Annotated in this window: 23 protein-coding genes and 2 pseudogenes; 17 read left to right on the top strand and 8 right to left on the bottom strand. The window is 73.5% G+C overall.

Annotated features, from left to right (window positions below):
- Positions 1–257: 257 nt before the first annotated feature.
- From ACFYM0_RS01115 to ACFYM0_RS01105, 3 genes and pseudogenes are all read right to left on the bottom strand, one after another.
- Positions 258–686: a universal stress protein gene (locus tag ACFYM0_RS01115; RefSeq protein WP_388495352.1), complete on the bottom strand. Its 429-nt coding sequence runs from the start codon at positions 684–686 to the stop codon at positions 258–260.
- 60 nt (positions 687–746) lie between these two features.
- Complete coding sequence (locus tag ACFYM0_RS01110) at positions 747–2345, bottom strand: APC family permease (protein ID WP_388495350.1); 1599 nt, start codon at positions 2343–2345, stop codon at positions 747–749.
- Positions 2346–2495: 150 nt separating this feature from the next.
- Positions 2496–3086, bottom strand: a pseudogene (locus ACFYM0_RS01105) (histidine phosphatase family protein); the annotation flags it as partial.
- On the opposite strand from ACFYM0_RS01105, the pseudogene ACFYM0_RS01100 reads away from it, so the two are divergent.
- From ACFYM0_RS01100 to ACFYM0_RS01090, 3 genes and pseudogenes are all read left to right on the top strand, one after another.
- Positions 2977–3390 (top strand): annotated as a pseudogene (locus ACFYM0_RS01100) (DUF1275 family protein); the annotation flags it as partial. The pseudogenes ACFYM0_RS01105 and ACFYM0_RS01100 overlap by 110 nt on opposite strands.
- Positions 3391–3415: 25 nt before the next feature.
- Positions 3416–3640 carry a hypothetical protein gene (locus tag ACFYM0_RS01095; protein ID WP_388495852.1) on the top strand — a complete coding sequence of 75 codons (225 nt, stop codon included), beginning with the start codon at positions 3416–3418 and terminating at the stop codon, positions 3638–3640.
- A 133-nt stretch (positions 3641–3773) separates the two neighbouring features.
- The gene (locus ACFYM0_RS01090) at positions 3774–4373 is read left to right on the top strand and encodes an RNA polymerase sigma factor (RefSeq protein ID WP_388495349.1); all 600 of its coding nucleotides are present in this window, start codon (positions 3774–3776) and stop codon (positions 4371–4373) included.
- On the opposite strand, the gene ACFYM0_RS01085 is transcribed toward ACFYM0_RS01090, so the two are convergent.
- The 3 genes from ACFYM0_RS01085 to ACFYM0_RS01075 all read right to left on the bottom strand — a co-directional run bounded on the left by ACFYM0_RS01085 (position 4291) and on the right by ACFYM0_RS01075 (position 8711).
- On the bottom strand, positions 4291–5325 hold the full coding sequence (locus ACFYM0_RS01085) for a MerR family transcriptional regulator (RefSeq protein WP_388495348.1): 1035 nt from the start codon (positions 5323–5325) through the stop codon (positions 4291–4293). The genes ACFYM0_RS01090 and ACFYM0_RS01085 overlap by 83 nt on opposite strands.
- A gap of 35 nt (positions 5326–5360) precedes the next feature.
- Positions 5361–6785 carry a cryptochrome/photolyase family protein gene (locus ACFYM0_RS01080; protein ID WP_388495347.1) on the bottom strand — a complete coding sequence of 475 codons (1425 nt, stop codon included), beginning with the start codon at positions 6783–6785 and terminating at the stop codon, positions 5361–5363.
- Between the two features lie 420 nt (positions 6786–7205).
- Positions 7206–8711 carry an SDR family oxidoreductase gene (locus ACFYM0_RS01075; RefSeq protein WP_388495346.1) on the bottom strand — a complete coding sequence of 502 codons (1506 nt, stop codon included), beginning with the start codon at positions 8709–8711 and terminating at the stop codon, positions 7206–7208.
- Positions 8712–8888: 177 nt separating this feature from the next.
- Between ACFYM0_RS01075 and ACFYM0_RS01070 the strand changes: the two genes are divergently transcribed.
- The 13 genes from ACFYM0_RS01070 to ACFYM0_RS01010 all read left to right on the top strand — a co-directional run bounded on the left by ACFYM0_RS01070 (position 8889) and on the right by ACFYM0_RS01010 (position 21139).
- The gene (locus ACFYM0_RS01070; RefSeq protein WP_388495344.1) at positions 8889–10181 is read left to right on the top strand and encodes an NAD(P)/FAD-dependent oxidoreductase; all 1293 of its coding nucleotides are present in this window, start codon (positions 8889–8891) and stop codon (positions 10179–10181) included.
- The gene (locus ACFYM0_RS01065) at positions 10178–10945 is read left to right on the top strand and encodes a DUF1365 domain-containing protein (RefSeq protein WP_388495343.1); all 768 of its coding nucleotides are present in this window, start codon (positions 10178–10180) and stop codon (positions 10943–10945) included. Before ACFYM0_RS01070 ends, ACFYM0_RS01065 begins: the two co-directional genes overlap by 4 nt.
- Entirely contained in the window at positions 10942–12195 is a 1254-nt protein-coding gene (locus ACFYM0_RS01060; protein ID WP_388495342.1) for a class I SAM-dependent methyltransferase, read from the top strand. Before ACFYM0_RS01065 ends, ACFYM0_RS01060 begins: the two co-directional genes overlap by 4 nt.
- Positions 12196–12251: 56 nt before the next feature.
- The gene (locus ACFYM0_RS01055; protein ID WP_388495823.1) at positions 12252–12974 is read left to right on the top strand and encodes a DUF1295 domain-containing protein; all 723 of its coding nucleotides are present in this window, start codon (positions 12252–12254) and stop codon (positions 12972–12974) included.
- A 55-nt stretch (positions 12975–13029) separates the two neighbouring features.
- Positions 13030–13509, top strand: coding sequence for an Lrp/AsnC family transcriptional regulator (locus ACFYM0_RS01050; RefSeq protein WP_388495341.1), 480 nt, complete (start codon positions 13030–13032; stop codon positions 13507–13509).
- Between the two features lie 52 nt (positions 13510–13561).
- Positions 13562–14239, top strand: coding sequence for an HAD family hydrolase (locus tag ACFYM0_RS01045; protein ID WP_388495339.1), 678 nt, complete (start codon positions 13562–13564; stop codon positions 14237–14239).
- Between the two features lie 96 nt (positions 14240–14335).
- Positions 14336–15697, top strand: a complete 1362-nt coding sequence (locus ACFYM0_RS01040) for a cytochrome P450 (RefSeq protein WP_388495337.1) — start codon at positions 14336–14338, stop codon at positions 15695–15697.
- Between the two features lie 69 nt (positions 15698–15766).
- Positions 15767–15868 (top strand): putative leader peptide, encoded by a 102-nt coding sequence (locus ACFYM0_RS01035; RefSeq protein WP_388495335.1) that lies wholly within the window; start codon positions 15767–15769, stop codon positions 15866–15868.
- Positions 15869–16159: 291 nt separating this feature from the next.
- Positions 16160–17035 carry an ABC transporter permease gene (locus ACFYM0_RS01030; protein ID WP_388495333.1) on the top strand — a complete coding sequence of 292 codons (876 nt, stop codon included), beginning with the start codon at positions 16160–16162 and terminating at the stop codon, positions 17033–17035.
- Positions 17008–17769 carry an ABC transporter ATP-binding protein gene (locus ACFYM0_RS01025; protein WP_388495332.1) on the top strand — a complete coding sequence of 254 codons (762 nt, stop codon included), beginning with the start codon at positions 17008–17010 and terminating at the stop codon, positions 17767–17769. The genes ACFYM0_RS01030 and ACFYM0_RS01025 overlap by 28 nt, the downstream gene beginning before the upstream one ends.
- An 82-nt stretch (positions 17770–17851) precedes the next feature.
- On the top strand, positions 17852–18892 hold the full coding sequence (locus ACFYM0_RS01020) for an ABC transporter substrate-binding protein (protein ID WP_388495330.1): 1041 nt from the start codon (positions 17852–17854) through the stop codon (positions 18890–18892).
- Positions 18892–19986, top strand: coding sequence for an LLM class flavin-dependent oxidoreductase (locus ACFYM0_RS01015; protein WP_388495328.1), 1095 nt, complete (start codon positions 18892–18894; stop codon positions 19984–19986). Before ACFYM0_RS01020 ends, ACFYM0_RS01015 begins: the two co-directional genes overlap by 1 nt.
- A gap of 79 nt (positions 19987–20065) precedes the next feature.
- Positions 20066–21139 carry an NAD(P)-binding domain-containing protein gene (locus ACFYM0_RS01010; RefSeq protein ID WP_388495327.1) on the top strand — a complete coding sequence of 358 codons (1074 nt, stop codon included), beginning with the start codon at positions 20066–20068 and terminating at the stop codon, positions 21137–21139.
- 84 nt (positions 21140–21223) lie between these two features.
- Here ACFYM0_RS01010 and mltG read toward each other — a convergent pair whose 3' ends face one another.
- Both mltG and ACFYM0_RS01000 read right to left on the bottom strand, forming a co-directional pair.
- The gene (mltG, locus tag ACFYM0_RS01005) at positions 21224–22060 is read right to left on the bottom strand and encodes an endolytic transglycosylase MltG (RefSeq protein ID WP_388495325.1); all 837 of its coding nucleotides are present in this window, start codon (positions 22058–22060) and stop codon (positions 21224–21226) included.
- Positions 22061–22123: 63 nt separating this feature from the next.
- Positions 22124–24076 carry an ABC transporter ATP-binding protein gene (locus ACFYM0_RS01000; RefSeq protein WP_388495323.1) on the bottom strand — a complete coding sequence of 651 codons (1953 nt, stop codon included), beginning with the start codon at positions 24074–24076 and terminating at the stop codon, positions 22124–22126.
- A 107-nt stretch (positions 24077–24183) separates the two neighbouring features.
- Between ACFYM0_RS01000 and ACFYM0_RS00995 the strand changes: the two genes are divergently transcribed.
- The gene (locus ACFYM0_RS00995; protein WP_388495321.1) at positions 24184–24708 is read left to right on the top strand and encodes a MarR family winged helix-turn-helix transcriptional regulator; all 525 of its coding nucleotides are present in this window, start codon (positions 24184–24186) and stop codon (positions 24706–24708) included.
- The last annotated feature ends 12 nt before the right edge of the window (positions 24709–24720 follow it).

Here is a 24720-nt window from a genome sequence, read left to right as displayed (position 1 = left end):
CGCCCCCCTTGCGATGGAGCACGCCGGACCCGCGTCCGCCCGGGGGTGGTGGGCGGCACACGGGCACGGCGAAGGCGCCACGGTCCGGAGCGGCCTCGTTGCCGTCCGGCGCTGCGTGGCGCCGTAGATACATGGATAGGACACAGATAAGCATCCACAGGGGCAATGGCTCAAGTCGGCCCTCCCCTGGTGGGCCATTGGCGCACTCCTGAGCGGCGATCTTCGGCCATGGGCGGACCAACGGACCGGGCGGCGGGTCAGTCCCCCGGAGCGTGCTCCGTCGGGACGCACAGGACCGGGACCGGCGAGAGGTGCAGGAGCTTGTGCGGGGTGGATCCGAGCAGGGCGCCGCGGATCGGGCTGTCGCCCCAGCTCCCCACGATGATCACCCGGGCGTCGTGCCGTTCGGCGGCGTCGAGCAGCGCCTGGGCCGGTTTCGCGTCGGCCACCTCGACCGTGGAGGGCACTCCCGCCTCGTCGGCGGCCTCCACCGCCCGGGAGAGGGCGCTGCGGCCGGCCTCCCGGACGGCCTCCCGGTGCGCGCGGGACTCCTCGCCGGTGGGGCCCGGGGCGGCGGCCCCGTAGACGAGGACGAGCGGCTCGCCGAAGGCGGCGGCCACCTCCAGGGCGACGCGCAGGGCGCGCTCGGCTCCGGGCGACTCGTCGTACCCGAGGACGACGGACATCGGGGCTCCTCTCCGGCTTCCGGCCGGTGGTACGGGACGCGGGACCGCGGAAGGCGAGGTTCAGGGCTTCGGCACTTCCGGCCTACGGGGCTTCCTGGCCGCGTGTACGAGGGCCGGGTCGGCGACGCCGCGCCGCTCCTGCCAGAAGCGGCCGTCCCTGATCCGCCAGAAGCACATGACGAGCACGCCGACGACGGCGATGCCGATCCCGATGACCAGCGGCGGGCCGAGGCCGAACCAGGAGACGCCGCTCGCCGAGTTCTCCGGGTCCGACATGTCGGCGACCGACTGCACGAGCAGCCAGGCCAGCAGTCCGGCGCCGAGCACCGGGCCGAGTCCGATCAGCAGGAAGTTGTGCACGCTCTCCAGCAGGTGGCGCCGGTAGTAGACGGCGCAGGCCAGGCCGGTGAGGGCGTAGTAGAAGGAGATCAGCAGGGAGAGCGCGGTCAGGGAGTCCAGGAGGGCGTTCTCGCTGATCTGGTTGACGGCGAGGTACCAGACGATGGCGATGCCGGCCACCCACCAGGTGCTGACGTCCGGGGTCCGGAACCGGGGGTGGATGTGCGAGAGGTTCGGCGGCAGCGCGTGCCGGCGGGCCATGGACAGGGCGGTACGGGAGGCGGGGATGATCGTGGTCTGGGTGGAGGCGAGCGCGGAGGTGCAGACGGCGAGCAGGACGATCCAGTCCCAGCCGCCCATCACCTCGTGCGCGAGGACCGCGAAGACGGCCTCCTCCTCGCCGGCGTTCTCGGCGAGGAACTTCGTCCCGGCGTAGCCGACGACCGCGAAGCCGACGGACAGGTACGTCACCAGCAGGACCACGGTGGACCAGATGCCGGCCTTGCCCGGTGCGGTGGCCGAGTTCTCGACCTCCTCGGTGAGGTTGACCGCCGACTCCCAGCCCCAGTAGATGAACACGCCGAGCAGCAGGCCGCCGGTGAGGGCGGCGCCGCCGGCGCCGAAGGGGTTGAGCCACTCGATCGCGGGTCTGGTGCCGTCGAGGCTGCTGGTGCCGGCGTAGACGCGGTAGAGGGCGACGACGGCGAAGACCAGCAGGAAGAAGACCTGGGCGAGGATGAGGACGTCCTGGAGCCGGGCCGACATCTCGGTGCCGATGACGCAGACGGCCGTCATGGCCAGGATCACGACGACGGTCAGGCTCTGGCGCAGTGCCTCGTTCGCGGCCCAGCTGTCGAGTCCTGCGGCGAGCAGTCCGAAGTGGACGGCGACGTCGGCCAGCGAGCCGATGACGAGGACGCCGGTCATGGCGATGGCCCAGCCGCCGAGCCAGCCCGCCCAGGGGCCCATGGCGCGCGTCACCCACGAGAAAGTGGTCCCGCAGTCCTGGTCGACCTTGTTGAGGTAGTAGAAGGCGGCGGCGATCAGCAGCATCGGGACGAAGGAGGCGAGCATGACGCCGGGCGCGTAGATGCCGGCGAGCGCGACGATGGGCCCGATGACCGCGGCCAGGGAGTAGGCGGGCGAGGTCGAGTTCAGGCCGATGACGAGCGCGTCGAGGAAGCCGATCGCGTTGGCCTTGAGCCCCGGTTCCGCGCCTGTGTCGGCGTCCGTGGCCGCACGCGCGCCCGGCTCCCGGTCCGGTGCCGGTTGCGGTTCCGGGGGCTCTGGGAGACCGCCGTCCGAGCCATCATGGGCCATGTACGCATCGTCACGCAGAAGGCGGCGGCGCGCGAGGCGGGGGGAGCGCTACCGGGGCGGGCGTTCCGGTTCGGGGACGGGGGGTCCCAGGGTGGGTGTTCCGGGCGTCGGTGTTCCGGGCGTCGGTGTTCCCGGGGGCCGCGTGCCCCAGGGGCGGGAGTTCCAGCTGGCGATGACCGGGAGGCCGTGCTCCGTGGACAGCGCGCTGAAGGTGCCCGTCCGGAGCATGAAGAGCCGTCCGGCCTCGGGGGGCAGACCGAGGTAGCGGGCGGTCAGCACCCGCAGCAGGTGCCCGTGGGCGACCAGGACGACGTTGCCCCGGCCTTCGCCCAGTACCCCGGCCACCCGGGCGAGCACCCGGTCCGCGCGGGCGCCGACCTGGGCGGCGTTCTCGCCGGGGTGCTCCTCGTCGCCGGGCGGTACCCCATCGGTCCACAGGGACCAGGCGGGGCGCTCGCGCTGGATCTCGGCGGTGGTGACGCCCTCGTAGCCGCCGTAGTCCCACTCGTACAGGTCGGGGTCCGTGACGCCCCCGCTCAGGCCGGCGAGCTCGGCCGTGGCGGCTGCCCGGCGGAGCGGGCTGGTCAGCACCATGGCCGGGTGCTTGTCCCGGAAGTACGGGAAGAGCGAGATGGCCTCTTCGACCCCGTGCGGGGTCAGCGGGACGTCGGTGCGCCCGGTGTGCCGTCCGGTCGCGCTCCAGGCGGTCTCGCCGTGCCTCACCAGCAGCAGGTCGCTCACTCTTCGGACCCTAGTCCCTGCGGCATGTCGGCGCCGGGCGAGCGGGCCGGTCCTGTCGGTGTCGGGGCTCATGAGCCCCGGTTCCCGTACGACGCGACCCCCGCTGACCCTCCTGCTGCTCGTGCTGACCGCGGTGACCGGGCTGACCGAAGCGGTCAGCCTGCTGGCACTCGGTCCCGTCTTCACGGCGATGCAGACGGGCAACGTGCTGTTCCTGGCCTTCGGCGTGGCCCACGCGGGCCCGGTGCCCTCGCTGGCGCCCGCCGTCTCGCTGTCCGCGTTCGCCCTGGGGGTGGGACCGGGCCTTCGGGTACGGGACCGCGGCCTGGGTGCGGCGGGCGTGGTCGGTCGGCGCGATGTTCGCGGGCGGACTGGCCGGGGCGCTGCTCGTACGGACCGGCTGGTCGGTGGGATGGCTGCTGCTGCCGGCCGCCGTACTGGTCGTGGCGGTGGCGCTGGCGTACCTGACCCAGCCGCTGATGCACCCCGGCGGGGAGGCCTCGGTTGAGGGGGTGTCCCGTCGATCGGGCCGGTCGGGCCGGGGGCGGGGCTGAGCGGGGCGGTCGGGGGCGGGGCGGGGCTGAGCGGGGCGGCCCGGGGCTGGGCTGGGCTGGGCTGGGCTGGGCTGAAAACGCTGCGCAAGCGGTGCAACTTGGCCGGAGGGGCCGCGCTCGCGAGGCTCGGGGCATGGACGACCAGGACGGCACCCGGCTGGCAGCGGGTTTCGCGGCAGGCGACGAGGACAGCGTGGCGGCGGTCTACCGGCGCTGGCGGCCGCTGGTGCACGCGCTGGCCTCCCGCTCGCTCGGCGACGAGCGGGAGGCCGAGGACGTGACCCAGCAGGTCTTCCTCGCCGCGTGGCGGGGCCGCGCCGGGTACCGGCCCGGACCGGGCGGACTCGGGGCCTGGCTGACCGGCATCACCCGGCACAAGGTGGCAGACGCCCTGGAGGCCCGCACCCGGCGGGCCCGGGTGGTCCAGGCCGCTGTGCGCGTCTGCGCGCAGGGCCGGCCCGAACCGGAGCCGGGGCCGGAGCGGGCCGTGGAACGGATCCTGTTGCTCGGCGAGCTGGCCCGGCTGCCGTCGGCGCAGCAGCGGGTCCTCCGGCTCGCCTTCTACGCGGACCTGACGCAGTCGCAGATCGCGGACCGCACCGGTCTCCCGCTGGGCACCGTCAAGAGCCACATGCGGCGGGCGCTGCACGTCATGCGGCAGTCCCTGGAGCGCCCCCCGAGGCAGTCCCCGGAGCGGCTCCCGGGGGCCGGGGTGCCACAACCGATTCAATGACGGCCAGCCCGGAGCGGAGCCCGAACAGCCGCTCGGACCGGGCTGGTCGGGACGCGGCTCCGGCACCCCAGCCGGGTCCGGCCAGCAGCAGCGCCGAGTGGCCGCGGGCGCCGCGCGGGCCCCACTCGATGCCCGCAACCGACCTGGCGAGCGCGGCGTCGGCGGTCGTACGGGACTGCGCCCACAGGACGACGGCCCGCGGCCCCGTCCTCCGGACGGCCTCGCACAGGGCCTCGGCCGGCAGGGCGGCTCCGAACATCCTTACCGGCACGGCCCGTTCGCCGAGGACGGCGGCCAGCGCCTCCATCGGGAGGCTGTGCTGCTCCCCCGGCGTGCAGGCCAGCAGTACGGGCGGGGCCACAAGCGGCTCCGGCGCGGGCCGGATCCGGTGGAAGGCCGCGGAGACGTACCAGGACAGCAGGTGTTCCACCTCGACGTAACGCTCCCCGGACGAGGCCCATTTGCGGCCCACCGCGTGCAGGGTCGGCGCGATGACCTCCTCCCAGGCGGTGACCGGGCCCAGCTCGGCGAGCACGGCGGCCAGCAGGTCCTCCACGGCCGGCGCGTCCAGCCGTACGGCGGCCCGCGCGAGCCCCCTGCACTCCGGGCGGACGTCCCCGAGGCGCAGCGCGCGCGGCCCTCCGGGGGCCGGGGCGGCGGGATCGGCCGCGGCCGGGCCGTCCGGGGCGACTCCCCGGGCCACCCGGGCGGCTTCGGACGGGGGCGCGCCCTGGGCGGTGAGGCGGCACATCAGCTCCAGCCGGGCGATGTCCGCAGGGGTCCAGCGCCGGTGCCTGCCCTCCTCGCGGCGGTCCGGTCCGATGGCGTAGCGGCGCTCCCAGGAGCGCAGCGTCGTCGGGGAGACTCCGAGGCGTCGGGCGACCGCGCCGGTGCCGAGGGCGACCGGCGGGGGCTGATGCCGGGGCCGGGGCTGCGGGGGTTCGGGCTCCACCCCTCCACCGTACGGCGCGGCGGGCCGTCGGGCCGTCACCCCGGTCCCGGGCGTCCTGCGGAGCCGGGCTCCGGCCCGTCCGCGGAATCCGGACCCGTCCCGCGGCCCCTGCGGAAGCGGTCCAGGCCGTCGGCGAGGCCGACCACCGGGTCGGGGTAGTCGTAGCGCGCCCGCTCCAGGCCGGGGAGCCGCCAGGGCTCGTGCACGCGTGGTGCGGGGAGTCCGGCGAGTTCGGGGACCCAGTGGTGGACGTAGCCGCCGTCGGGGTCGTAACGCAGGCCCTGGCGGACCGGGTTGAGGACCCGGTTGGGGCGGGTGTCGGTGCCCGTGCCCGCCGCCCACTGCCAGTTGAGCTGGTTGTTGGCGAGGTCCCCGTCGACGAGGAGCTCCATGAAGTGCCGGGCTCCGACGCGCCAGTCGACGTACAGGGTCTTGGTGAGGAAGCTCGCGACCAGCAGCCGGCCGCGGTTGTGCATCCAGCCCTCGTGGGCCAGTTGGCGCATGGCCGCGTCGACGATCGGGTAGCCGGTGCGGCCCTCCTTCCAGGCCAGCGTCTCCTCCTCGGCGGCGGGGCCGGTGCGCCAGTGGTCGCCGCGGTCCCGGTAGTCCGCGGCGGCGGCCCCGGGCCTGGCCGCGAGCACTTGGTGGTGGAAGTCGCGCCAGCACAACTGCCGTACGAAGGCCTCCGGGCCGAGGCCACCGGCGGCGCGGGCCCGGTGGACGGCCTCGGTGGGCGAGAGCGTGCCGAAGTGCAGGTGCGGGGAGAGCCGGGAGGTGGCGTCGCCGGCCAGGTCGTCATGGGTCTCGCCGTAGCGGTCGATGCCGGAGCGCAGCCAGCGGGCGAGGAGCCGGCGCGCCTCGGGTTCACCGCCGGGGGCGAGGCCCGGGGAGGTTCCGGTGACGGCGGCGCGCTCGGGCAGGGGCTCGGAGCGGATGGCGTCGGGCACCGGGACGGCGCGGGGCGCGGGGGCCGCGGCGCGCAGTGGGTGCTCGGACCAGCGGCGGTGGTACGGGGTGAAGACGGCGAAGTGGTCGGCCCCGGTGGACCCGGTGGGGGTGACGGCCCCCGGGGCCACCGCGGTGATCACCGCGTCGTGGACGTGGAACCGCCGGCCCTCGGCTTCCAGTGCGGCCCGCAGCCGCTCCTCACGGGCGTGGGCGTAGGCGCTGACCCCGGCCGCCATGTGCACCTCGTCGGCGTCGGCCTCCCGTACGAGGGCCATGGTTTCGGCGACCGGGTCGCCGGACCGCACGACGAGGCGGCCGCCGCGGGAGCGAAGCCCGGCGTCGAGGCCGGCGAGGCAGTCGGCGAGGAAGGCGAGCCGGTTGGGCGGGGCGGCGACCGCCGGGTCGCGCACGAAGAGAGGCACCACCTGCTCGGAAGAGGACAGGGCGGCCCTCAGCGGCGGATGGTCGTGCAGCCGGAGGTCGGAGGTGTAGAGGACCACCGCGACGTTCATGGGGTTCGCTCCGCTTGGGGGGGACGTGGGGACGGGGTGTCGTGAAGTACTTCGGCGCCGGGCCCGCTCCCGGATGCGGGGGCGCTGCCGCGCGGTGCGGGGGCTCCCAGGTGGCCTCGCCGAAGGGTGTCGGCGCGCTCGGAGCAGTGCGCTGTGGTCGGGGAAGCCCCCGCCGTGCCGACCCGGCCGTCACCGTCGAGGGCAAGGCCGCCGGTCGGCGGGCGCCGGGCTCCCGCCCTTCGGCACCCCGCCCGGAGCCGCGCGCGGCAGGCCTCCTCACGGAGCCCTCCGTGCGCCGTCGGCCGGGATCCCTGCGCATTCGGGGCCTCTGATCCCGCGCCCGCGGAGCCCTCCGCACGCCGTCGGGCGGCATCGGTCGGCGGGGGCAGCGGCGCGGCCGCCGGTCCCCCGCACACGGGGCTACCCCGCACCACCGCCGGAGGCATCCGCGCGCTCCGCCGCGCGGGCGATGTTGCGTGCCATGCCGCCGAAGACGACGGCGTGGAACGGTGACACGCTCCACCAGTACAGGTGGCCCAGCAGGCCGTGCGGATGGAACAGGGCCCGCTGGCGGTAGCGGGAGCCGGACTCCCCCGGGGACGGCGGATCGGCGTGCAGTTCCAGCCAGGCCAGCCCCGGCAGCCGCATCTCGGCGCGCAGCCGCAGCAGCCGGCCCGGTTCGATCTCCTCGACCCGCCAGAAGTCCAGGGAGTCCCCCACCCTCAGCCGCGCCGCGTCCCGGCGGCCGCGCCGGATGCCGACCCCGCCGACGAGCCGGTCCAGCCAGCCCCGTACGGCCCAGGCCAGCGGGAAGGAGTACCAGCCGTTCTCCCCGCCGATGCCCTCCACCACCCGCCACAGCGCGGCCGTCGGGGCCTCGACGGTCAGCTCCCGCCGGTCGGTGTAGAGGCTGCCGCCCGCCCAGTCGGGGTCGGTGGGCAGCGGGTCGCTCGGCGCGCCGGGGACGGCGGCGGAGGACCAGCGGGTGGTCACCCGGGCCTCCCGGATCCGCCGGAGGGCCAGCGCGAGGGCCTCGTCGAAGCCGATGGGCGCGCCCGGCGGGTCCGGGACGTGGACGGCGATGTCGTGCTCCGCGCACACCACCTCGTGCCGCAGGGATTCGGCGAGCGGCCTGGCCAACGCCCTCGGCACGGGGGTGACCAGACCGATCCAGTGGCTGGACAGCCGCGGGGTGAGCATCGGGACCCGCAGGATCAGGCGGGCGGGGAGCCGCGCGACGGCGGCGTAGCGGCGCATCATCTCCTCGTAGGTGAGCACGTCGGGTCCGCCGATGTCGAAGGCCCGGTTCACCTCGGGCGGCATGCCCGCGCTGCCGACGAGGTAGCGCAGCACGTCGCGTACCGCGATGGGCTGGCAGCGGGTGCCGACCCAGCTGGGGGTGACCATGACGGGCAGTCGTTCGGTCAGGTAGCGCAGCATTTCGAAGGAGGCGGATCCGGACCCGATGACGACGGCGGCGCGCAGCACGGTCGCCGGGACGGCTCCGGCGAGGAAGATCTCCCCGACTTCGGCGCGGGAGCGCAGGTGCGGTGAGAGGGACCGGACGGGGACGTCCGCCGGGATGAGACCGCCGAGGTAGACGATGCGGCGGACCCCTGCGGCGCGGGCCTCGTCCGCGAAGGCCCGGGCGGCGTCCCGGTCGCGTTCCTCGAAGCCGGAGCCGGTGCCGAGGGAGTGCACGAGGTAGTAGGCGACGTCGATGCCGGTCATCGCCCCGGCGAGGGTCGAGGGGTCGGTGACGTCGCCCCGGACGATCTCGGCTTCGCCGGCCCAGGGGTGGTCGCGCAGTTTTTCCGGGGCACGGGCCAGGCAGCGGACCCGGTGCCCGGCGTCCAGGAGTTCCGGTACGAGGCGTCCGCCGATGTATCCGGTGGCCCCGGTGACCAGGCAGTTCTTGCCCGTCATGGCTGTCTCCGCTCCTCGAGCCCTGTTCTTCGGTACCTCCGCCCTCTCCCTCCGATTCTCCGTTGCGCACCGGATCGGATGCGGGATTCCCCCGTACGGCACATCCAAGACCCCCCTCGGCTCCGAAGAAGGGGTGTCGAGGTGCGCCGGGTGACGGGGTGACGAAGGAGGAACACGATGACGGAGCGAGGGGTGCGGCGCCCGCGGACGGCCGTGATCGGCGGGGGCGTGTCGGGGCTGACGGCGGCGTACGTCCTGGCGCGCTCGCACGAGGTGACCCTCTACGAGGCGGACGACCGGCTGGGGGGGCACGCGCACACCCACGAGGTGAAGGGTCCGGACGGGGTGGTGCGGGCGGTGGATTCGGGGTTCATCGTCCACAACGACCGCACCTACCCGCAACTGCTGCGGCTCTTCGGCGAGTTGGGCGTGGCCACCCGGCCGACGACGATGAGCCTGTCGGTGCACTGCGAGGGGTGCGGGCTGGAGTACGCGGGTGCGCGCGGGCCGCGCGGTCTCTTCGCCCGCCGCCGGTCCGCCGTGAACCCGGAGTACCTGCGGATGCTGGCGCGGATCCCGGCGTTCCACCGCCGGGCCAGGCGGCTGCTGGCCGCCGATGCCGACACCGACTCGGACGCGTCCGAGATCACCCTGGCCGAGTTCCTCGAACGGGGCCGTTTCGGGGCCTACTTCACCGCGCACTTCGCGATCCCGCTGGTGGCTTCCGTGTGGTCCTGCCCGCCGGACACGGCGCTCGGCTACCCGGCCCGGTACCTGTTCCGGTTCCTGGAGCACCACGGCATGCTGTCGGTGGGCGGCTCGCCGAGCTGGCGCACGGTCGAGGGCGGTTCGGCCCGCTATGTGGAGCGGCTCCGCGACCGGCTCGACGCCGTGTACCCGGCCACTCCGGTACGGGCCCTCGCGCGGACCCGGGAGGGCGTGTCGGTCACCACCGCCGGCGGGGCCACCGGCCTCTACGACTCGGTGGTCGTCGCCGTCCACGCCGATCAGGCGCTGCGCCTGCTGGCCGATCCGACCGACGCGGAACGCACCGCGCTGGGCGCCTTCCGCTACTCCCGCAACCGGACCGTGCTGCACACCGACGCCTCTGTGCTGCCGCGCACGCCCGGCGCCCGGGGCTGCTGGAACTACCGGCTGTCGGGGTGCCGGCCGGGCGACGCCCACGTACGGGTCAGCTACGACATGAACCGGCTCCAGGGGCTGGACGGGCCGGAGCCGTACGTGGTCACGCTGAACGCGGGCGAGGAGGTGCGGCCGGAGCTGGTCCTGGCCGAGATGGAGTACGAACACCCCGTCTACACCACGGAGTCGGTGTCGGCCCAGCGGCATCTGCCCGCACTGTCGGGGCCGGTGACGGCCTTCGCCGGCGCCTACCACGGGTGGGGGTTCCACGAGGACGGCTGCCGCTCGGGCGTGGCGGCGGCCGCCGCGCTGGGGGTGACGTGGTGAACCCCGGCCCGGTCGAGCCGCGCCTCTACCTGGCCGACATCCGGCACGTCCGGTCGGGCGGGAGCCGCTACCGGCTGCGGCACCGCACCTACCTGTGGCTGGTGGACCTCGACCGGCTCCCCCGCCTCCCAAGGCCGTTGCGGCCGCTCGCACGGTTCGAGGCGGGTGACCACTTCGGCGGCGGCGCCCCCTCGATCCGGGCCGGGCTGGACGCTTTCCTCGCAGCGCGCGGCGCCGGACTGCCGTCGGGGGCAAGGGTGTTGATGCTGGCGCACGCCCGGGTGTTCGGCCACGTCTTCAACCCGCTGACCGTGTACTGGTGTCACGGCCCGGACGGCTCGCTGCGCCACGTGGTCGCCGAAGTGCACAACACGTACGGCGAACGGCACTGTTACCTGCTCCCTCCGGAGACGGCCCGGGGCGACCGGGGCGACCTGGACGTAGCCCCCGTCCCCAAGGAGTTCTACGTCTCCCCCTTCCTCGCCGTGGAAGGGACCTACCGCATGCAGCTGCCCGAGCCGGGCGATCACCTCGCGCTGACCGTCAGGCTGGCCGGGGGCGCGGACGGTGCCCGGCTGACCGCGACCGTCCGCGGCGAACGCCGCCCCGCCGGTGCCCACGGACTGCTGTGCGCGGCGCTGCGCCGGCCCTGGTCCACCGCCGCCGTCAGCGTCGGCATCCGCTTCCACGGCGTCCGGCTGTGGCTGCGCGGCCTGCCGGTCCGGCCGCGTCCCCGACACGTACCCCAGGAGGGCTTGAAGTGAGCACGTCGACCACCACCACCGCCACCGCCCCGGCCGTGCCGCCCTGCTCACGGGCCAGGGCCGCCGTCGGGCGGCTGCTGATCCGCCGGGCCCTGGACCGGTTGCCGCTCCAGGTCCGGATGGGCCCCGACGGGACCCTGGGCCGGGGCGGACCCGCGATGGCGGTGTACGACCCGGACGCCTTCGAACGCCGGATCGCGGCCGAGGGGCTGATCGGCTTCGGCGAGTCGTACCTGGCCGGGGAGTGGGACGCCCGCGACCCGGTCGCCGTCCTGACCGTGCTGGCCGGGCACGTGACGGGGCTGGTCCCGGCCCCGCTCCAGCGGCTGCGCGGCCTGTGGGCATCCCGGCATCCTGCCGCGGAGCGCAACACCCCGGACGGCTCGCGGTCGAACGTCCAACGCCACTACGACCTGTCCAACGAGCTCTTCGCCGAGTTCCTCGACCCGACGATGACCTACTCCTCGGCGGTGTTCCGCACCCTGCCCGCCGGCCGGGAGCAACTCGCCGAGGCCCAGCACCGCAAGATCGACATGCTGCTGGACCTCGCGGAGACCGGTCCCGGCACCCGGCTGCTGGAGATCGGCACGGGCTGGGGCGAGCTGGCCGTCCGGGCCGCCCGGCGCGGTGCGCACGTGGTCACCCTGACCCTGTCGCGGGAGCAGCGGGAGCTGGCCCTGCGCCGGATCGCGGCCGCGGGGCTGTCCGACCGCGTCGAGGTGCGGCTCTGCGACTACCGGGAGGCCGAGGGCAGCTACGACGCCATCGTGAGCGTCGAGATGATCGAGGCGGTCGGCGCCGAGTACTGGCCGGTGTACTTCGCCACGCTGGACCGGCTGCTGGCGCCCGGCGGGCGGGTCGCGCTCCAGGCGATCACCATGCCGCACGAGCGGATGCTCGCCACCAGGGACACGTACACCTGGATCCACAAGTACATCTTCCCCGGCGGGATGCTGCCGTCCGTGCGGGTCGTGGACGAGACGGCGCGCTCGCACACGGGGCTGCGCGTGACCCGCTCCGAGGCCTACGGGGCCCACTACGCGCAGACGCTGCGACTGTGGCGGGAGCGCTTCGCCGAGCGGGCCGACCGGGTGGCGGAGCTGGGCTTCGACGCGACGTTCCGGCGGATGTGGACCTTCTACCTGGCGTACTGCGAGGCCGGTTTCGCCTCGGGCTACCTGGACGTGCACCAGTTCCTGCTGACGCGCACGGCCCCGGAGGGGCTCGCGGCGGGCGGTGGCGCCCGGTGAACTGGGGCGCCTTCGGGCTCAACCTGGCCGTCTCGGCGGGGGCGGCCCTCGCCGTCATGCTGGCCGCCTTCGCCATCGGTGTCCGGCTGCACATGCACCGCGTGGTGGACGTGGCCTGGGGCCTGGGCTTCGTCGCCGTCTCGGTGGCCACGTACACGCTGTCGGGCGGCCGGCACCCCCTGCCGGCGGTCCTGGCGGTGCTGTGGGGCCTGCGGCTGGCCGCACACATCGCGTGGCGCGGCCGGGGGCACGGCGAGGACCCGCGCTACGAGCGGATGCTCGCCAGGGCTCCGGGCAACCCGAACGCGTACGCGCTGCGCATGGTCTACCTGCTCCAGGCCGCCCTGGTCTGGCTGGTCTCGCTGCCCGTGCAGGCGGCGGCGTACGCGACCGGACGTCCCGGGGCCGCGGCCGTGGCGGGCGTGGCGCTGTGGCTGTGCGGGCTGCTCTTCGAGACGGTCGGCGACCACCAGCTGGCCCGGTTCAAGGCCGACCCCGCGAACCGGGGACGGATCATGGACCGCGGACTGTGGTCCTGGACCCGGCACCCGAACTACTTCGGCGACTTCTGCGTGTGGTGGGGGCTGTCGCTGACCGCCTGGACCTCGGGCGGAGCGGTGGCGGCGTCGGTGGTCTCCCCGCTCGTGATGTCGTACCTGCTGATCGGCGGCAGCGGGAAGCGGCTGCTGGAGCGGCACATGGCGGACCGCCCCGGCTACGCCGCGTACCAGGCCCGGACCAGTGGCTTCCTGCCCCGGCGGCCGGGTCGCCGCAGGTGACGGGGCGTTTGGTCGGATACCTTCCGATATCGGGGCCCGTTGGTACAGTCGCGGCATGGCGGTGGACGAGCTCGACACACGGATCCTGCGCCTGCTGATCGAGCAGCCGCGCACCAGCGTCCGGGAGTACGCCCGGATCCTCGGCGTCGCGCGCGGCACCCTCCAGGCCCGGCTCGACCGGCTGGAGCGCACCGGGGTGATCACCGGGACGGGGCCCTCGCTCTCCCCCGCCGCGCTCGGGCATCCCGTCCTGGCCTTCGTGCACATCGAAGTCACCCAGGGGCACCTGGACGAGGTCGGCGACGCGCTGGCCTCCGTGCCGGAGATCATCGAGGCCTTCTCGATCACCGGTGGCGGGGACCTGCTGACCCGGGTGGCCGCGCGGGACAACGCGCACCTCGAGGACGTCATCCAGGGGCTGATCCGGCTCCCCGGCGTGGTGCGCACCCGGACCGAGGTCGCGCTGCGCGAGCGGGTGCCGCACCGGCTCCTCCCCCTGGTCGAGTCCGTGGGACGGGCAGCACGCAAACCCTGACAAGATGGTCGGGACAGGCATGAGACAGGCACCGGCAGGACGGGCACTACGGATGATCTCCGTCATATTCGATCTCGACGGCACCCTCGTGGACAGCGAGCCGAACTACTACGAGTCCGGGCGACGCACGCTGGAGCGCCACGGGGTCCCCGATTTCACCTGGGAGCAGCACTCCCGGCACATCGGCATCGGCACCCTGGAAACCCTGGAGATCCTCCGGGACGAGTACGGGATCCCGGCCCCGGTGGAGCAGCTGCTCGCCGAGCAGAACGCCGCCTACCTGGAGCTCGCCCGGACCCACACCGAGGCCTACCCCGAGATGCGCGCGTTCGTGCGGCGGCTGCACTCCGAGGGCGTGCCGATGGCGGTGGCCTCCGGTTCCTCGCGCGAGGCGATCGACGCGGTCCTGGCGGGCACCGGGCTGGACGAGCTGCTGACCACGGTGGTCTCCGCCGAGGAGGTGGCGCAGGGCAAGCCCGCCCCGGACGTGTTCCTGGAGGCGGCACGGCGGCTGGGCGCGGACCCCGCCGACTGCGTGGTCGTCGAGGACGCGGCGCCGGGCGCCCTGGCCGCACGGGCCGCGGGCATGCGCTGCGTGGCGGTCCCGTACGTGGCGGCCACCGCCGACGACCCCGCCTTCGCGGCGGCCGGGCTCCTCTTCCCCTCCGGGCAGAGGGAGTTCAGCGCGGAGAGCGCCTACACCTGGGTCACCTCGGCCCGGGCGGCCTGAGCCGTCCGGACGCCCCCGGGCTCGCCGCAGCACTCCGGCGGCCCGGGGTTCCGGCATGCTCTGGCGTCCTGCGGGCGGCGCTGTCACCATGCCGGGGTGACCGCCACCCTGCTGCCCCCGGGCTCCGAGCGCGGACCGCGCCGCTGGCCCCTGCTGGGGAACCTCCCCGCCTTCGCCCGCGATCCGCTGGCCTTCTTCGAGTCGCTGCGCGACGAGTACGGGGACTGGGTGCCCTGGGCACTCGGACCGCAGCGCAACGTCCTGGTCTCGCGGCCGGAGCACGCGGGAGAGCTGCTCGGCGCAGTGGAATCCACCTTCAGCCCGACCGAACTGGGATGGGCCTTCCGCCAGTTGCTCGGTAACGGAGTGGTCGTGGCCACCGGCGAGGACTGGCGGCGCAAGCGCGCACTGGTCCAGCCCTCGGTACGTCCGCGCCAAGTGCGCGCGTACGCGGGCACGATGGTCGAGTGCGCCGACGCACTGGTCTCCGGCTGGAGCGACGGCGAGCGGATCGACGTGCACCGGGAGATGGCCGGGCTCACCCAACGGATCGCCGTGCGCACCCTGTTCGGAAGCGACGCGGCCGGGCGGGAGGCGCCCATCAGCGCCGCGATGGCCACGGCGCAGCGCGAACTCGGAGCCGAGTTCCGCGGCGTAACCATGTTCCTGCCTCCCTGGGTGCAGACTCCGGGGCGGCGGCGGATGCGGGCGGCCGTGGACGTCCTCGACCGCGAGATCGAGCACGTGATCCGGGAGCACGAGACGGCCTCGGAAGCCGGCGAGGAGCGGGACGACCTGCTCAGCAGGCTCCTCTCCGCCCGCGACGAGGACGGCGGGCCGCTGTCGCGCACCGAGCTGCGGGACGAGTCGATCACCCTGTACATCGGCGGCCACGAGACCACGTCGACCACCCTGACCTGGGCCTGGCAGCTGCTTTCGGGGGCGCCGGAGGCACGGAGACGGCTGACGGAGGAGCTGGACCGGGTACTCGGCGGCCGGCTGCCCGGGTACGAGGACTACGCGCGGCTGCCCTGGACGCAGCAGGTGGTCAAGGAAGCGCTGCGGATCTATCCGCCGATCTGGCTGATCTCCGCGGTGGCGAGGGAGGGCGCCACCCTCGGCGGGCGCCCGGTCCCGGCCGGCCTGTCGGTGTGGACCAGCCCTTGGTCGATGCACCGGGACGAGCGCTGGTTCCCGGAGCCGGAGGCCTTCCGCCCGGAGCGGTGGGATGCGGACGCCGCTCACCGGATCCCGGAGCACGCATGGTTCCCCTTCGGCGGCGGCCCGCGCGCCTGCCTGGGGGCCCGCTTCGCGCTGGTCGAGGCCGCCCTCGTGCTGGCCGTCGTGGCCCAGCGCTTCCACGTGGACAGCGGTCCGACCCGCGCGAGGGTTCTGCCCGGTCTCACCCTCCAGCCCAGGGACCAGGTCCTGGCCACCCTCCGCGCGCACGGGTCCTGACGGATCCCGTCCCGATGGGGGAGACCGGGATCCCAGGGAGCGAGACGCCCATTGACCGGTGGCGACCGAATGGCTAAGTTTCGCCGCATGTTGCGTTCAGTCATGCTCACCACGCGCGGTCACATCGACCTGCTGCGGGTGGCCTCCGCCGCGTGTTGCCGCGGCTACTGACGCCCTTTCACCTGCGGCACGAGCGCTCCGCGCTCCCCTTTCGCGCGCCCTGAGCCCTTGATCTCCTGAGCCCCTGATCTCCTGAGCAGCCGATCCCCCGAGCGCGGACCTCCGCGGCTCCGGTCCTGTGCTGCTCCGGATCTCGGCGGCTCCGGATCTCCGAGCTCCGCGCCCCCGAACTCCGCCTCCGTACCGGCGTGGGGGCCGACGGGCGTGCGCTCCCCTGCCTCGCCCCTCACCTCCGCCCTCACCCGTCGCCCTCACCCTCCTCTCCCCTTCCGTGGAGCACCCATGACCCTCACCAGCCATGCGCGGCCGGATATATCCCTCAAAGGACCATCCGTGCCCTCGGCCGGGGCCGCCCCCGCGCTCGTCCCGGTCGTACCGGCCTCGGCGAAACGGCGCTCCCCGCCCCGTTGGGCACGGCGCACCATCGGACCGCTCCTGTTGCTCGCCGCATGGCAACTGGCCAGCAGCCTCGGCTGGTTGCCCGCCGACACGCTCGCTCCGCCCTCGACCATCGCGAGCGCCGCGGCCGGCCTGATCGGGGACGGCACCCTGCCCGCCGCGATGGGGGTGTCGCTCCAGCGCGTGGCGATCGGTCTCGTCCTGGGCGGGACGGTCGGGACGGTGCTGGCGCTGTTGTCCGGGCTGTCCCGGCTCGGCGAGGACCTGATCGACGCGAGCGTGCAGATGCTGCGCACCGTGCCCTGGGTGGGCCTCATCCCGCTGTTCATCATCTGGATGGGCATCGGCGAGGCGCCGAAGGTGGCCCTCATCGCCCTCGGTACGGCCTTCCACCTGTACCTGAACGTGTACGCCGGGATCCGCGGGGTCGATGAGCAACTCATCGAAGCGGGCGGGGCCTTGGGGCTGGGCCGCTGGGGCCTGGTACGGCACGTGGTGCTGCCGGGCGCGCTGCCCGGGTTCATGACCGGGCTGCGGTACTCGCTGGCGACCGGATGGCTGGCCCTGGTGTTCGGGGAGTCCATCAACGCCGACGCCGGAATCGGGTTCCTGATGAACCAGGCCCGCGAGTTCTTCCGCACCGACGTCATCGTCGTCTGCCTCGTGGTCTACGCCTTCCTCGGCCTCACCGCCGACCTCATCGTCCGCGCTCTCGAAAGGCTGCTGCTGCAATGGCGACCGACCTTCACCGGCCAGTGACCGCTGCCGCCACCACCACCGCCACTGTCACGGCGGACCCGGCCGATACCGCGGTACGGGTCCGCGGGCTGACCCGGGCCTTCGACGGCCGGGCCGTCATCGACGGACTCGATCTGACCCTGCGGGCCGGGCAGTTCACCGTGCTCCTCGGCCGCAGCGGCTGCGGGAAGTCCACGCTGCTGCGGGTGCTCGCCGGCCTGGACCGGGAGATCGAGGGCGAGGTCCTGGTGCCCGAACGCCGCGCGGTGGCCTTCCAGGCTCCCCGGCTGATGCCGTGGAAGCGGGTCTGGCGCAACGTCCTGCTCGGCCTGCCCGGGCGGCCCGAACGCGAGCGCGCAGAGCGGGCGTTGGCCGAGGTCGGGCTCGAGCACCGCACCGACGCCTGGCCCAAGACCCTGTCCGGCGGCGAGGCACAGCGGGCCTCCTTGGCCCGCGCCCTGGTCCGCGAGCCCGATCTGCTGCTGCTGGACGAGCCGTTCGGCGCGCTCGACGCGCTGACCCGGATCAACGCCCAGCGTCTGGTCGCCGAATTGTGGCAGCGGCGCGGCTGCGCGGTGCTGCTGGTCACGCACGACGTCGACGAGGCGGTGCTGCTGGCCGACCGGGTGCTCGTGATGGACGAGGGCCGCATCGCCCACGACACCGAGGTGTCGCTGGAGCGGCCGCGCTCGGTCGGCGACCCCGGTTTCGCCGCGTTGCGCGCCCGGCTGCTGGCCGAGCTCGGCGTCGGCTGAGCCGGGCGCCGGGCCGAGCTCCGGCCGGCCCGTCCGCCTCCCCCTGCCCTGATTCCCGTACGAGAGATCGAAGAGAAGCGACATGAGACGTCACACCCTGCCCCTGCTCGCCACGCTGATTCCGCTGTCGCTGGCCCTGACCGCCTGCGGCGGCAGCTCGGCGGCCGACTCCGGTTCCGGCGCGAAGGACGGCGCGAAGAGCGGCGCCAGGGTCACCCTCAACGTGGGTGACCAGAAGGGCGGTTACGAGTCGCTGCTGCGGGCCGCCGGTGAACTGGACAAGCTCGACTACGAGATCAAGTGGTCCACCTTCACCTCCGGGCCGCCGCTGCTGGAGGCCGTCAACGCCAAGGCCGTCGACATCGGCGGCGTCGGCAACACCCCGCCCGTCTTCGCCGCCGCGGCCAAGTCGAAGATCACGGTGGTGGCGGCCACGCACGGCTCCTCCACCGGCGAGGCGATCCTCGTGCCCAAGGGCTCCGCCCTCCAGTCCCCCGCCGAGCTGCGCGGCAAGAAGATCGCTGTGGCGCAGGGCAGTTCGGCTCATTTCCAGCTCATAGCGAGCCTCCAGCAGGCCGGCCTGACCCCGGCCGACGTGCAGATCACCCTGCTCCAGCCGGCCGACGCGCTGGCGGCCTTCAACAGTGGCAAGGTCGACGCCTGGGCGGTCTGGGACCCGTACACCTCCCAGGTGCTGCGCTCCGGCGCCCGCATCCTGACCAGCGGCGAGGGGATCGTCAACGGGCTCGGCTTCCAGGTCGCGGCGCCCGGCGCGCTGGCCGACGAGGCCAAGAGCAAGGCCATCGGGGACTACCTGGAGCGCCTCCAGCGCGCTCAGGACTGGGTGTTCAAGCACCCGGAGGAGTGGGCGAAGGTCTGGTCGAAGGAGACCGGGCTGCCGTACGAGGTGGCCTTCGACGCGGTGAAGCGGAGCAACGGCACCCGGGTTCCGGTGGCCGTGGACGACGCGGCCGTGGCCTCCGAGCAGAAGATCGCCGACACCTTCACCGCGCTCAAGCTGATCCCGGGCAAGGTCGTCTTCAAGGACTTCGTCGACACCCGCTTCAACCGGGACCTTCCGCCCTCCACCACCCCCGCGCGCACGTACGGGAAGGCTTCCTGATGACGGTACGACTGCACTGGTTCCTGCCGACCGGCGGCGACGGCCGCACCCTGGTGGACCGGCACGCCTACGCGAACAACCACGCCGCCGCCGGGGTGCGCGAGCCCGACATCGAGTACCTCGCACAGATCGCGAAGGCGGCCGAGCGGCTCGGGTTCGAGGCGGTGCTGACCCCGACCGGCACCTGGTGCGAGGACGCCTGGCTGACGACGGTGGCCCTCGCGCAGCACACCGAGCGGCTGAAGTTCCTTGTGGCCTTCCGGCCGGGGGTGATCTCGCCGACGCTGGCCGCGCAGATGGCGGCCACGTACCAGCGGATCACGCGCGGGCGGCTGCTGCTCAACGTGGTGACGGGCGGTGATTCGGCAGAGCAGCGGCGCTTCGGCGACCACCTCGGACATGATCTGCGCTACGCGCGCACGGCCGAGTTCCTCTCGGTCGTACGGGGCGTCTGGGGCGGGCGGCCCTTCGACTTCCACGGCGAGCACTACCGGGTCGACGGCGGGCTGACGGCGGTGCCGCCGGACCCGCTGCCGGAGATCTTCTTCGGCGGGTCGTCGGCCGCGGCGGGTCCGGTGGCCGCCGAGCACGCGGACGTGTACCTGACGTGGGGCGAGCGGCCGCAGGAGGTCAAGGAGAAGATCGACTGGATCCGCTCGCTGGCCGAGGAGCGGGGCCGGACGGTGAAGTTCGGCATCCGACTGCACACCATCTCCCGGGATTCCGCGAAGGAGGCCTGGTCGGCGGCGGACCGGCTGCTCGGCGACCTGGACGACGCGTCCATCTCCACGGCGCAGGCCGCGCTGGGCGCGAGCGAGTCGGTCGGCCAGCAGCGGATGCTGGCCCTGCACGGCGGCTCGCGCGACAAACTGGAGATCTCCCCGAACCTGTGGGCCGGGGTCGGGCTGGTGCGCGGCGGCGCCGGCACCGCCCTGGTCGGCAGCCACGGGGACGTGGCGGACCGGATCGAGGAGTACCACGCGCTCGGGATCGAGAACTTCGTGCTGTCCGGCTATCCGCACCTGGAGGAGGCTTACTGGTTCGGCGAGGGGGTGACCCCGGAGCTCGCGGCGCGCGGCCTGCTCGCGCGCTGAGCCGGGGGCCGGGGGCCGGGATTCCGGCTCCGGCTCCGGCTCCGGGAAGATCTCGGCGCCGCTCCCAGTTAGTAGAACCGTGAACGAATTCGCGGTGCAGGACGTGGACGTGGTGGTCGTGGGCGCGGGGCAGGCCGGCCTGTCCGGCGCCTACCACCTGGCGCGGGCGGGCATCGGCCACGTGGTCCTGGACCACGCGCCGCGCCCGGGCGGCGCCTGGCAGTTCCGCTGGCCCTCACTCACCTACGGCAAGGTCCACGGCATGCACGCGCTGCCCGGGATGGAACTGACCGGCGCCGATCCGCTGCGTCCGTCCTCCGAGGTGATCGCAGAGTACTTCGCCGCCTACGAAGACCGCTTCGACCTGCGCGTACACCGCCCCGTGGACGTCACCGCCGTGCGCGACGGGGCGGACCGCCGGCTGCTGGTGGAATCCCCGGCCGGGACCTGGTCGGCTCGGGCGCTGATCAACGCCACCGGGACCTGGGACCGGCCGTTCTGGCCGCGCTACCCGGGGCAGGAACTCTTCCGGGGGCGTCAGCTGCACACGGCGAACTACCCGGGACCCGCGGAGTTCGCCGGGGCCCGGGTCATCGTGGTGGGCGGCGGCACCTCGGCGGTGCAGCACCTGCTGGAGATCGCCGAGGTGGCGGCGGAGACCACCTGGGTCACCCGCCGGCCCCCGGTGTTCCGCGACGGGAGCTTCGGCGAGGCGCAGGGCCGTGCGGCGGTGGCTCTGGTGGAGGACCGGGTACGGCAGGGCCTGCCGCCCCGGAGCGTGGTCAGCGTCACCGGACTGCCGCTGAACGAGGCCGTCCGGGGCGGGCTGGAGTCGGGCGTCCTGGACCGCCGGCCGATGTTCGACCACCTCACGAGAGCGGGCGCCGCCTGGTCGGACGGCACCCGGGTCGAAGCGGACGTGATCCTGTGGGCCACCGGATTCCGCCCGGTCATCGATCACCTGGCTCCGCTGCGCCTGCGCGAGCCGGGCGGCGGCATCCGGCTCGACGGCACCCGCGCGGTCCGCGACGAGCGGATCCACTTGGTCGGCTACGGCCCGTCGGCATCGACCATCGGCGCCAACCGCGCCGGCGGCGCCGCGGTCCGGGAAATCGGCCGCCTGCTCACCCGCACCCGGTCCGGCATCCACTGAGGCGTGACCCTTGAGGCGTGGCCCTTGAGGCGGGACCCTTGAGGCGTGACCCTTGAGGCGGGACCCTGAGGCGTGGCGCTCGGATCAGGTGGTGCGCGAGGCCGCCCGGATCCGGTTGAACTCGGCCACGTGCCGCTTGTGTTCCTCGTACGTCGCCGAGAAGCGGGTGTCCCCCTGCTTCACGGTGACGAAGAAGAGCCAGTCTCCGGGCGTCGGGGCCACCGCGGCCGCCATGGCCTGCAGGCCGGGGCTGTCGATCGGGGTGGGCGGCAGTCCCTGGCGCTCGTACGTGTTGAAGGGGCTGTCGATCTTCGTCTCGCTCAGCTTGGTGTCCACCGTGGAGCGGTTCAGCGCGTAGTTGATGGTGGAGTCCATCTGGAGCGGCATCGATTTCGCCAGCCGGTTGTGGACCACCCGGGCGACCTTGCCCATGTCTCCACGGGTCTCGGCCTCCGCCTCGATGATGCTCGCGAGGGTGGCCGTCTGGTACGGGGTCATCCCGTGGGCCTTGCCGCCGTCAGCGACGGCCTTGGTGGCGAGGCTCCTGTTGGCCGTCTCGACCATGTACGTGAGCAGTGAGGCCGGAGTGGACCGTGAGGTCACCGGATAGGTGGCCGGGAAGAGGTACCCCTCCGGATTGCCCTTCGCCTCGGCGGGCAGGGGCAGGGCGGCCGTGGCGGCCGCCGCCTTGGCGGAGCCGGCCGGGAGCTTCAGTTCGCGGTCGATGGCGGCGTAGACCTGCGGGGCCCGCCAGCCCTCGGGGATCAGCAACTGGCGCGGCTTCTCGGGCGGTTCCTTGCCGGGAAACAGGGGGATCAGGAGGGCCGCCCCGAGTCCCAGGACGGTTCCGAGGAAGAGCGCCAGCCTGCCCCGGCGGGTGAGCCGGGAACGCGGTGACGACGGCCGGTTCTCATGACGCATGCGGGCACGCTAACCCGCGAACCGCCAGATTCCCGACATCCGACCCGTGTGCCGGTCATACGATCACACGTTCACCGGGGTCGGCTCGGTGCCGCGCAGGGTGTCCGGCTTGAACGTCCCGGGCTTGAGCAGATCCGCCTTGCGCATCTCGGAACCGAGCGCCCCCGACAGGAGCCCTCCGGACGCCGAGGTCTCCGGCTTGAGCGCACTCTCCCGGTCGCGGCGGACGAGGTCGGCGTACCGGCCGTCGGCCTTCAGCAGTTCCTCGTGGGTGCCGCGCTCCTCGATCCGGCCTCCGTCGAGCACCACGATCTGGTCGGCGTCGCGGACGGTGGAGAGCCGGTGGGCAATGGTGATGGTGGTGCGGCCCCGGGAGAGATTGTCGATGGCGCGCTGCACGGCGTGCTCGGTGCGGGTGTCCAGCGCACTGGTGGCCTCGTCGAGGATGAGCACCGGCGGGTCGCGCAGGATGGTGCGCGCGATGGCCAGGCGCTGCTTCTCTCCGCCGGAGAACCGGTAGCCGCGCTCGCCGACCAGGGTGTCGTACCCGTCGGGCAGGGACTCGATGTGATCGTGGATCTGGGCCGCGCGGGCCGCCTCCGCTATCTCCTCGTCGGTGGCGTCGGGCTTGGCGAAGCGCAGGTTGTCGGCGACGGAGGCGTGGAAGAGGTAGGTCTCCTGGGAGACCACGCCGATGGAACGGGCCAGGGAGTCGAAGTCGAGGTCGCGGACGTCCACCCCGTCGAGGGCGACCCGGCCGCCGGTGACGTCGTAGAGCCGGGGCACGAGGTAGCTCAGCGTGCTCTTGCCGGATCCGGTCGGGCCGACCACCGCGAGGGAACCGCCGGCCGGGACCGTGATGTCGATGCCCGTCAGGGTGGGGCCGCTCTTGGTGTCGTAGGCGAAGTGGACGTCCTCCAGGCGGACCTCGCCCTTGGCGCGGTCGAGGCGGACGGGGTCCTCGCGCTCGGTGATGTCCACCGGCAGGTCGAGGTACTCGAAGATGCGGGCGAACAGCGCCAGTGAGGTCTGGATCTGGACGCCGGTCGACAACAGGCTCACGGCGGGCCGGAACAGGCCCTGCTGGAGGGTGACGAAGGCGACGAGGGTACCGACCGACAGCGAGGGCGCTCCGGTCTGCAGGGCTATGCCGGCCGCCCAGTAGATGAGCGCGGGCATGGCGGCCATGACGATGCCGATGGTGGACATCCGCCAGCGCCCGGCCATGCTGGAGCGCACTTCGAGGTCGACGAGCTTCTCGGACTCCTCCGCGAAGGAGGTGGTGAGCGAATCGGCGCGGCCCATCGTGCGGCCGAGGAGGATGCCGCTGACCGACAGGGACTCGGTGACCGTCGCGGCCATGGCGGCCATCTGCTTCTGACGCTGAGCGGTGATCTTCTTGCGCTCGCCGCCGACTCGGCGGCTGATCCACACGAAGACGGGCAGCAGGGCGAGCGAGACGAGCGTGAGCCGCCAGTCGAGCGCGAGCATGGCGACGACGGAGGCGATGACGGCCGTCGCGTTCGAGACGAGTGAGGTCGCCGTGGAGGTGACCGTGGCCTGCATGCCGCCGATGTCATTGGCGATGCGGGACTGCACTTCGCCGGTGCGCGTACGGGTGAAGAAGGCCAGCGGCATCCGCTGGAGCTGCGCGTAGACGGCGGTGCGCAGATCGTGCATGACGCGCTGGCCGACGGTGGTGGATATCAGGGTCTGGAGCACGCCGAAGATGCTGGTGACGACCGCGGTCGCGATCATGCCGAGGGCGAGCAGGCTGAGCAGCCCGGTGCGGCCCTGCGGGATCGCTACGTCCAGGATCTCCTTGAGCAGGAAGGGGGTGGCGACTCCGACCAGCGAGGAGGCGGCGACCAGCACGCCGACGACGGCGAGGCGGCCCCGGTAGGGCCGGAAGAGGCGGACGATGCGGCGGAGCTCACGCGGCCGCTCGTCCGGGGCGGGGCCGCTGGGGTCGAGGGATTCTTTCGAGGGTTCCCACTCGGGTTCTTTGGGGCGCATGGGCCTCCTTCATGACAGGTGACGAGACTCTAATGAGCATAGCTCATTGTTACCTATGCTCACAATGAATCTGGTCCTGATATCGTTCCCATTATGAGGACCGCAGCATGAGCACCGCTTCCGAGACCGACAGCTCCCTGACGGCCGAGAGCACCGACGGCACCGACGGCGCCGACACGACGGGCACCACCGACACCACCGACGGCGTGCTCGCCGAGCAGCTGCTCCGCCTGACCCGGCGGCTCCACCGCATCCAGAAGCGCCATCTGGAGCCGCTCGGCATCACCCCGGCCCAGTCCCGGCTGCTGCGCACCGTCGCCCACCTCTCCACGGCGCGTCCGCCCCGGATGGCGGACCTCGCCGCCCGCCTGGAGGTGGTGCCCCGTGCCGTGACCACACTGGTCGACGGCCTGGAGAGCGCCGACTGCGTCCGCCGCGTGCCCGACCCGGAGAACCGCCGTGTCATAAGGATCGAGCTCACCGACACCGGCCGCGCCACGCTGCGCCGCCTGCGCAACGCGCGAACCGGCGCCGCAGAGGAGATCCTGGCTCCATTGACCGCCGATCAGCGCGAGGTGCTCGGCGGCCTGCTGAACGCTCTGGCGGACGCTCCGGCGGAGCACGGCTGCTGACGGGCGACGGTC

The organism is Streptomyces sp. NPDC006487, assembly GCF_042870555.1.
GTDB lineage: Bacteria > Actinomycetota > Actinomycetes > Streptomycetales > Streptomycetaceae > Streptomyces.
This window is presented reverse-complemented; position numbering and strand designations above follow the sequence as displayed.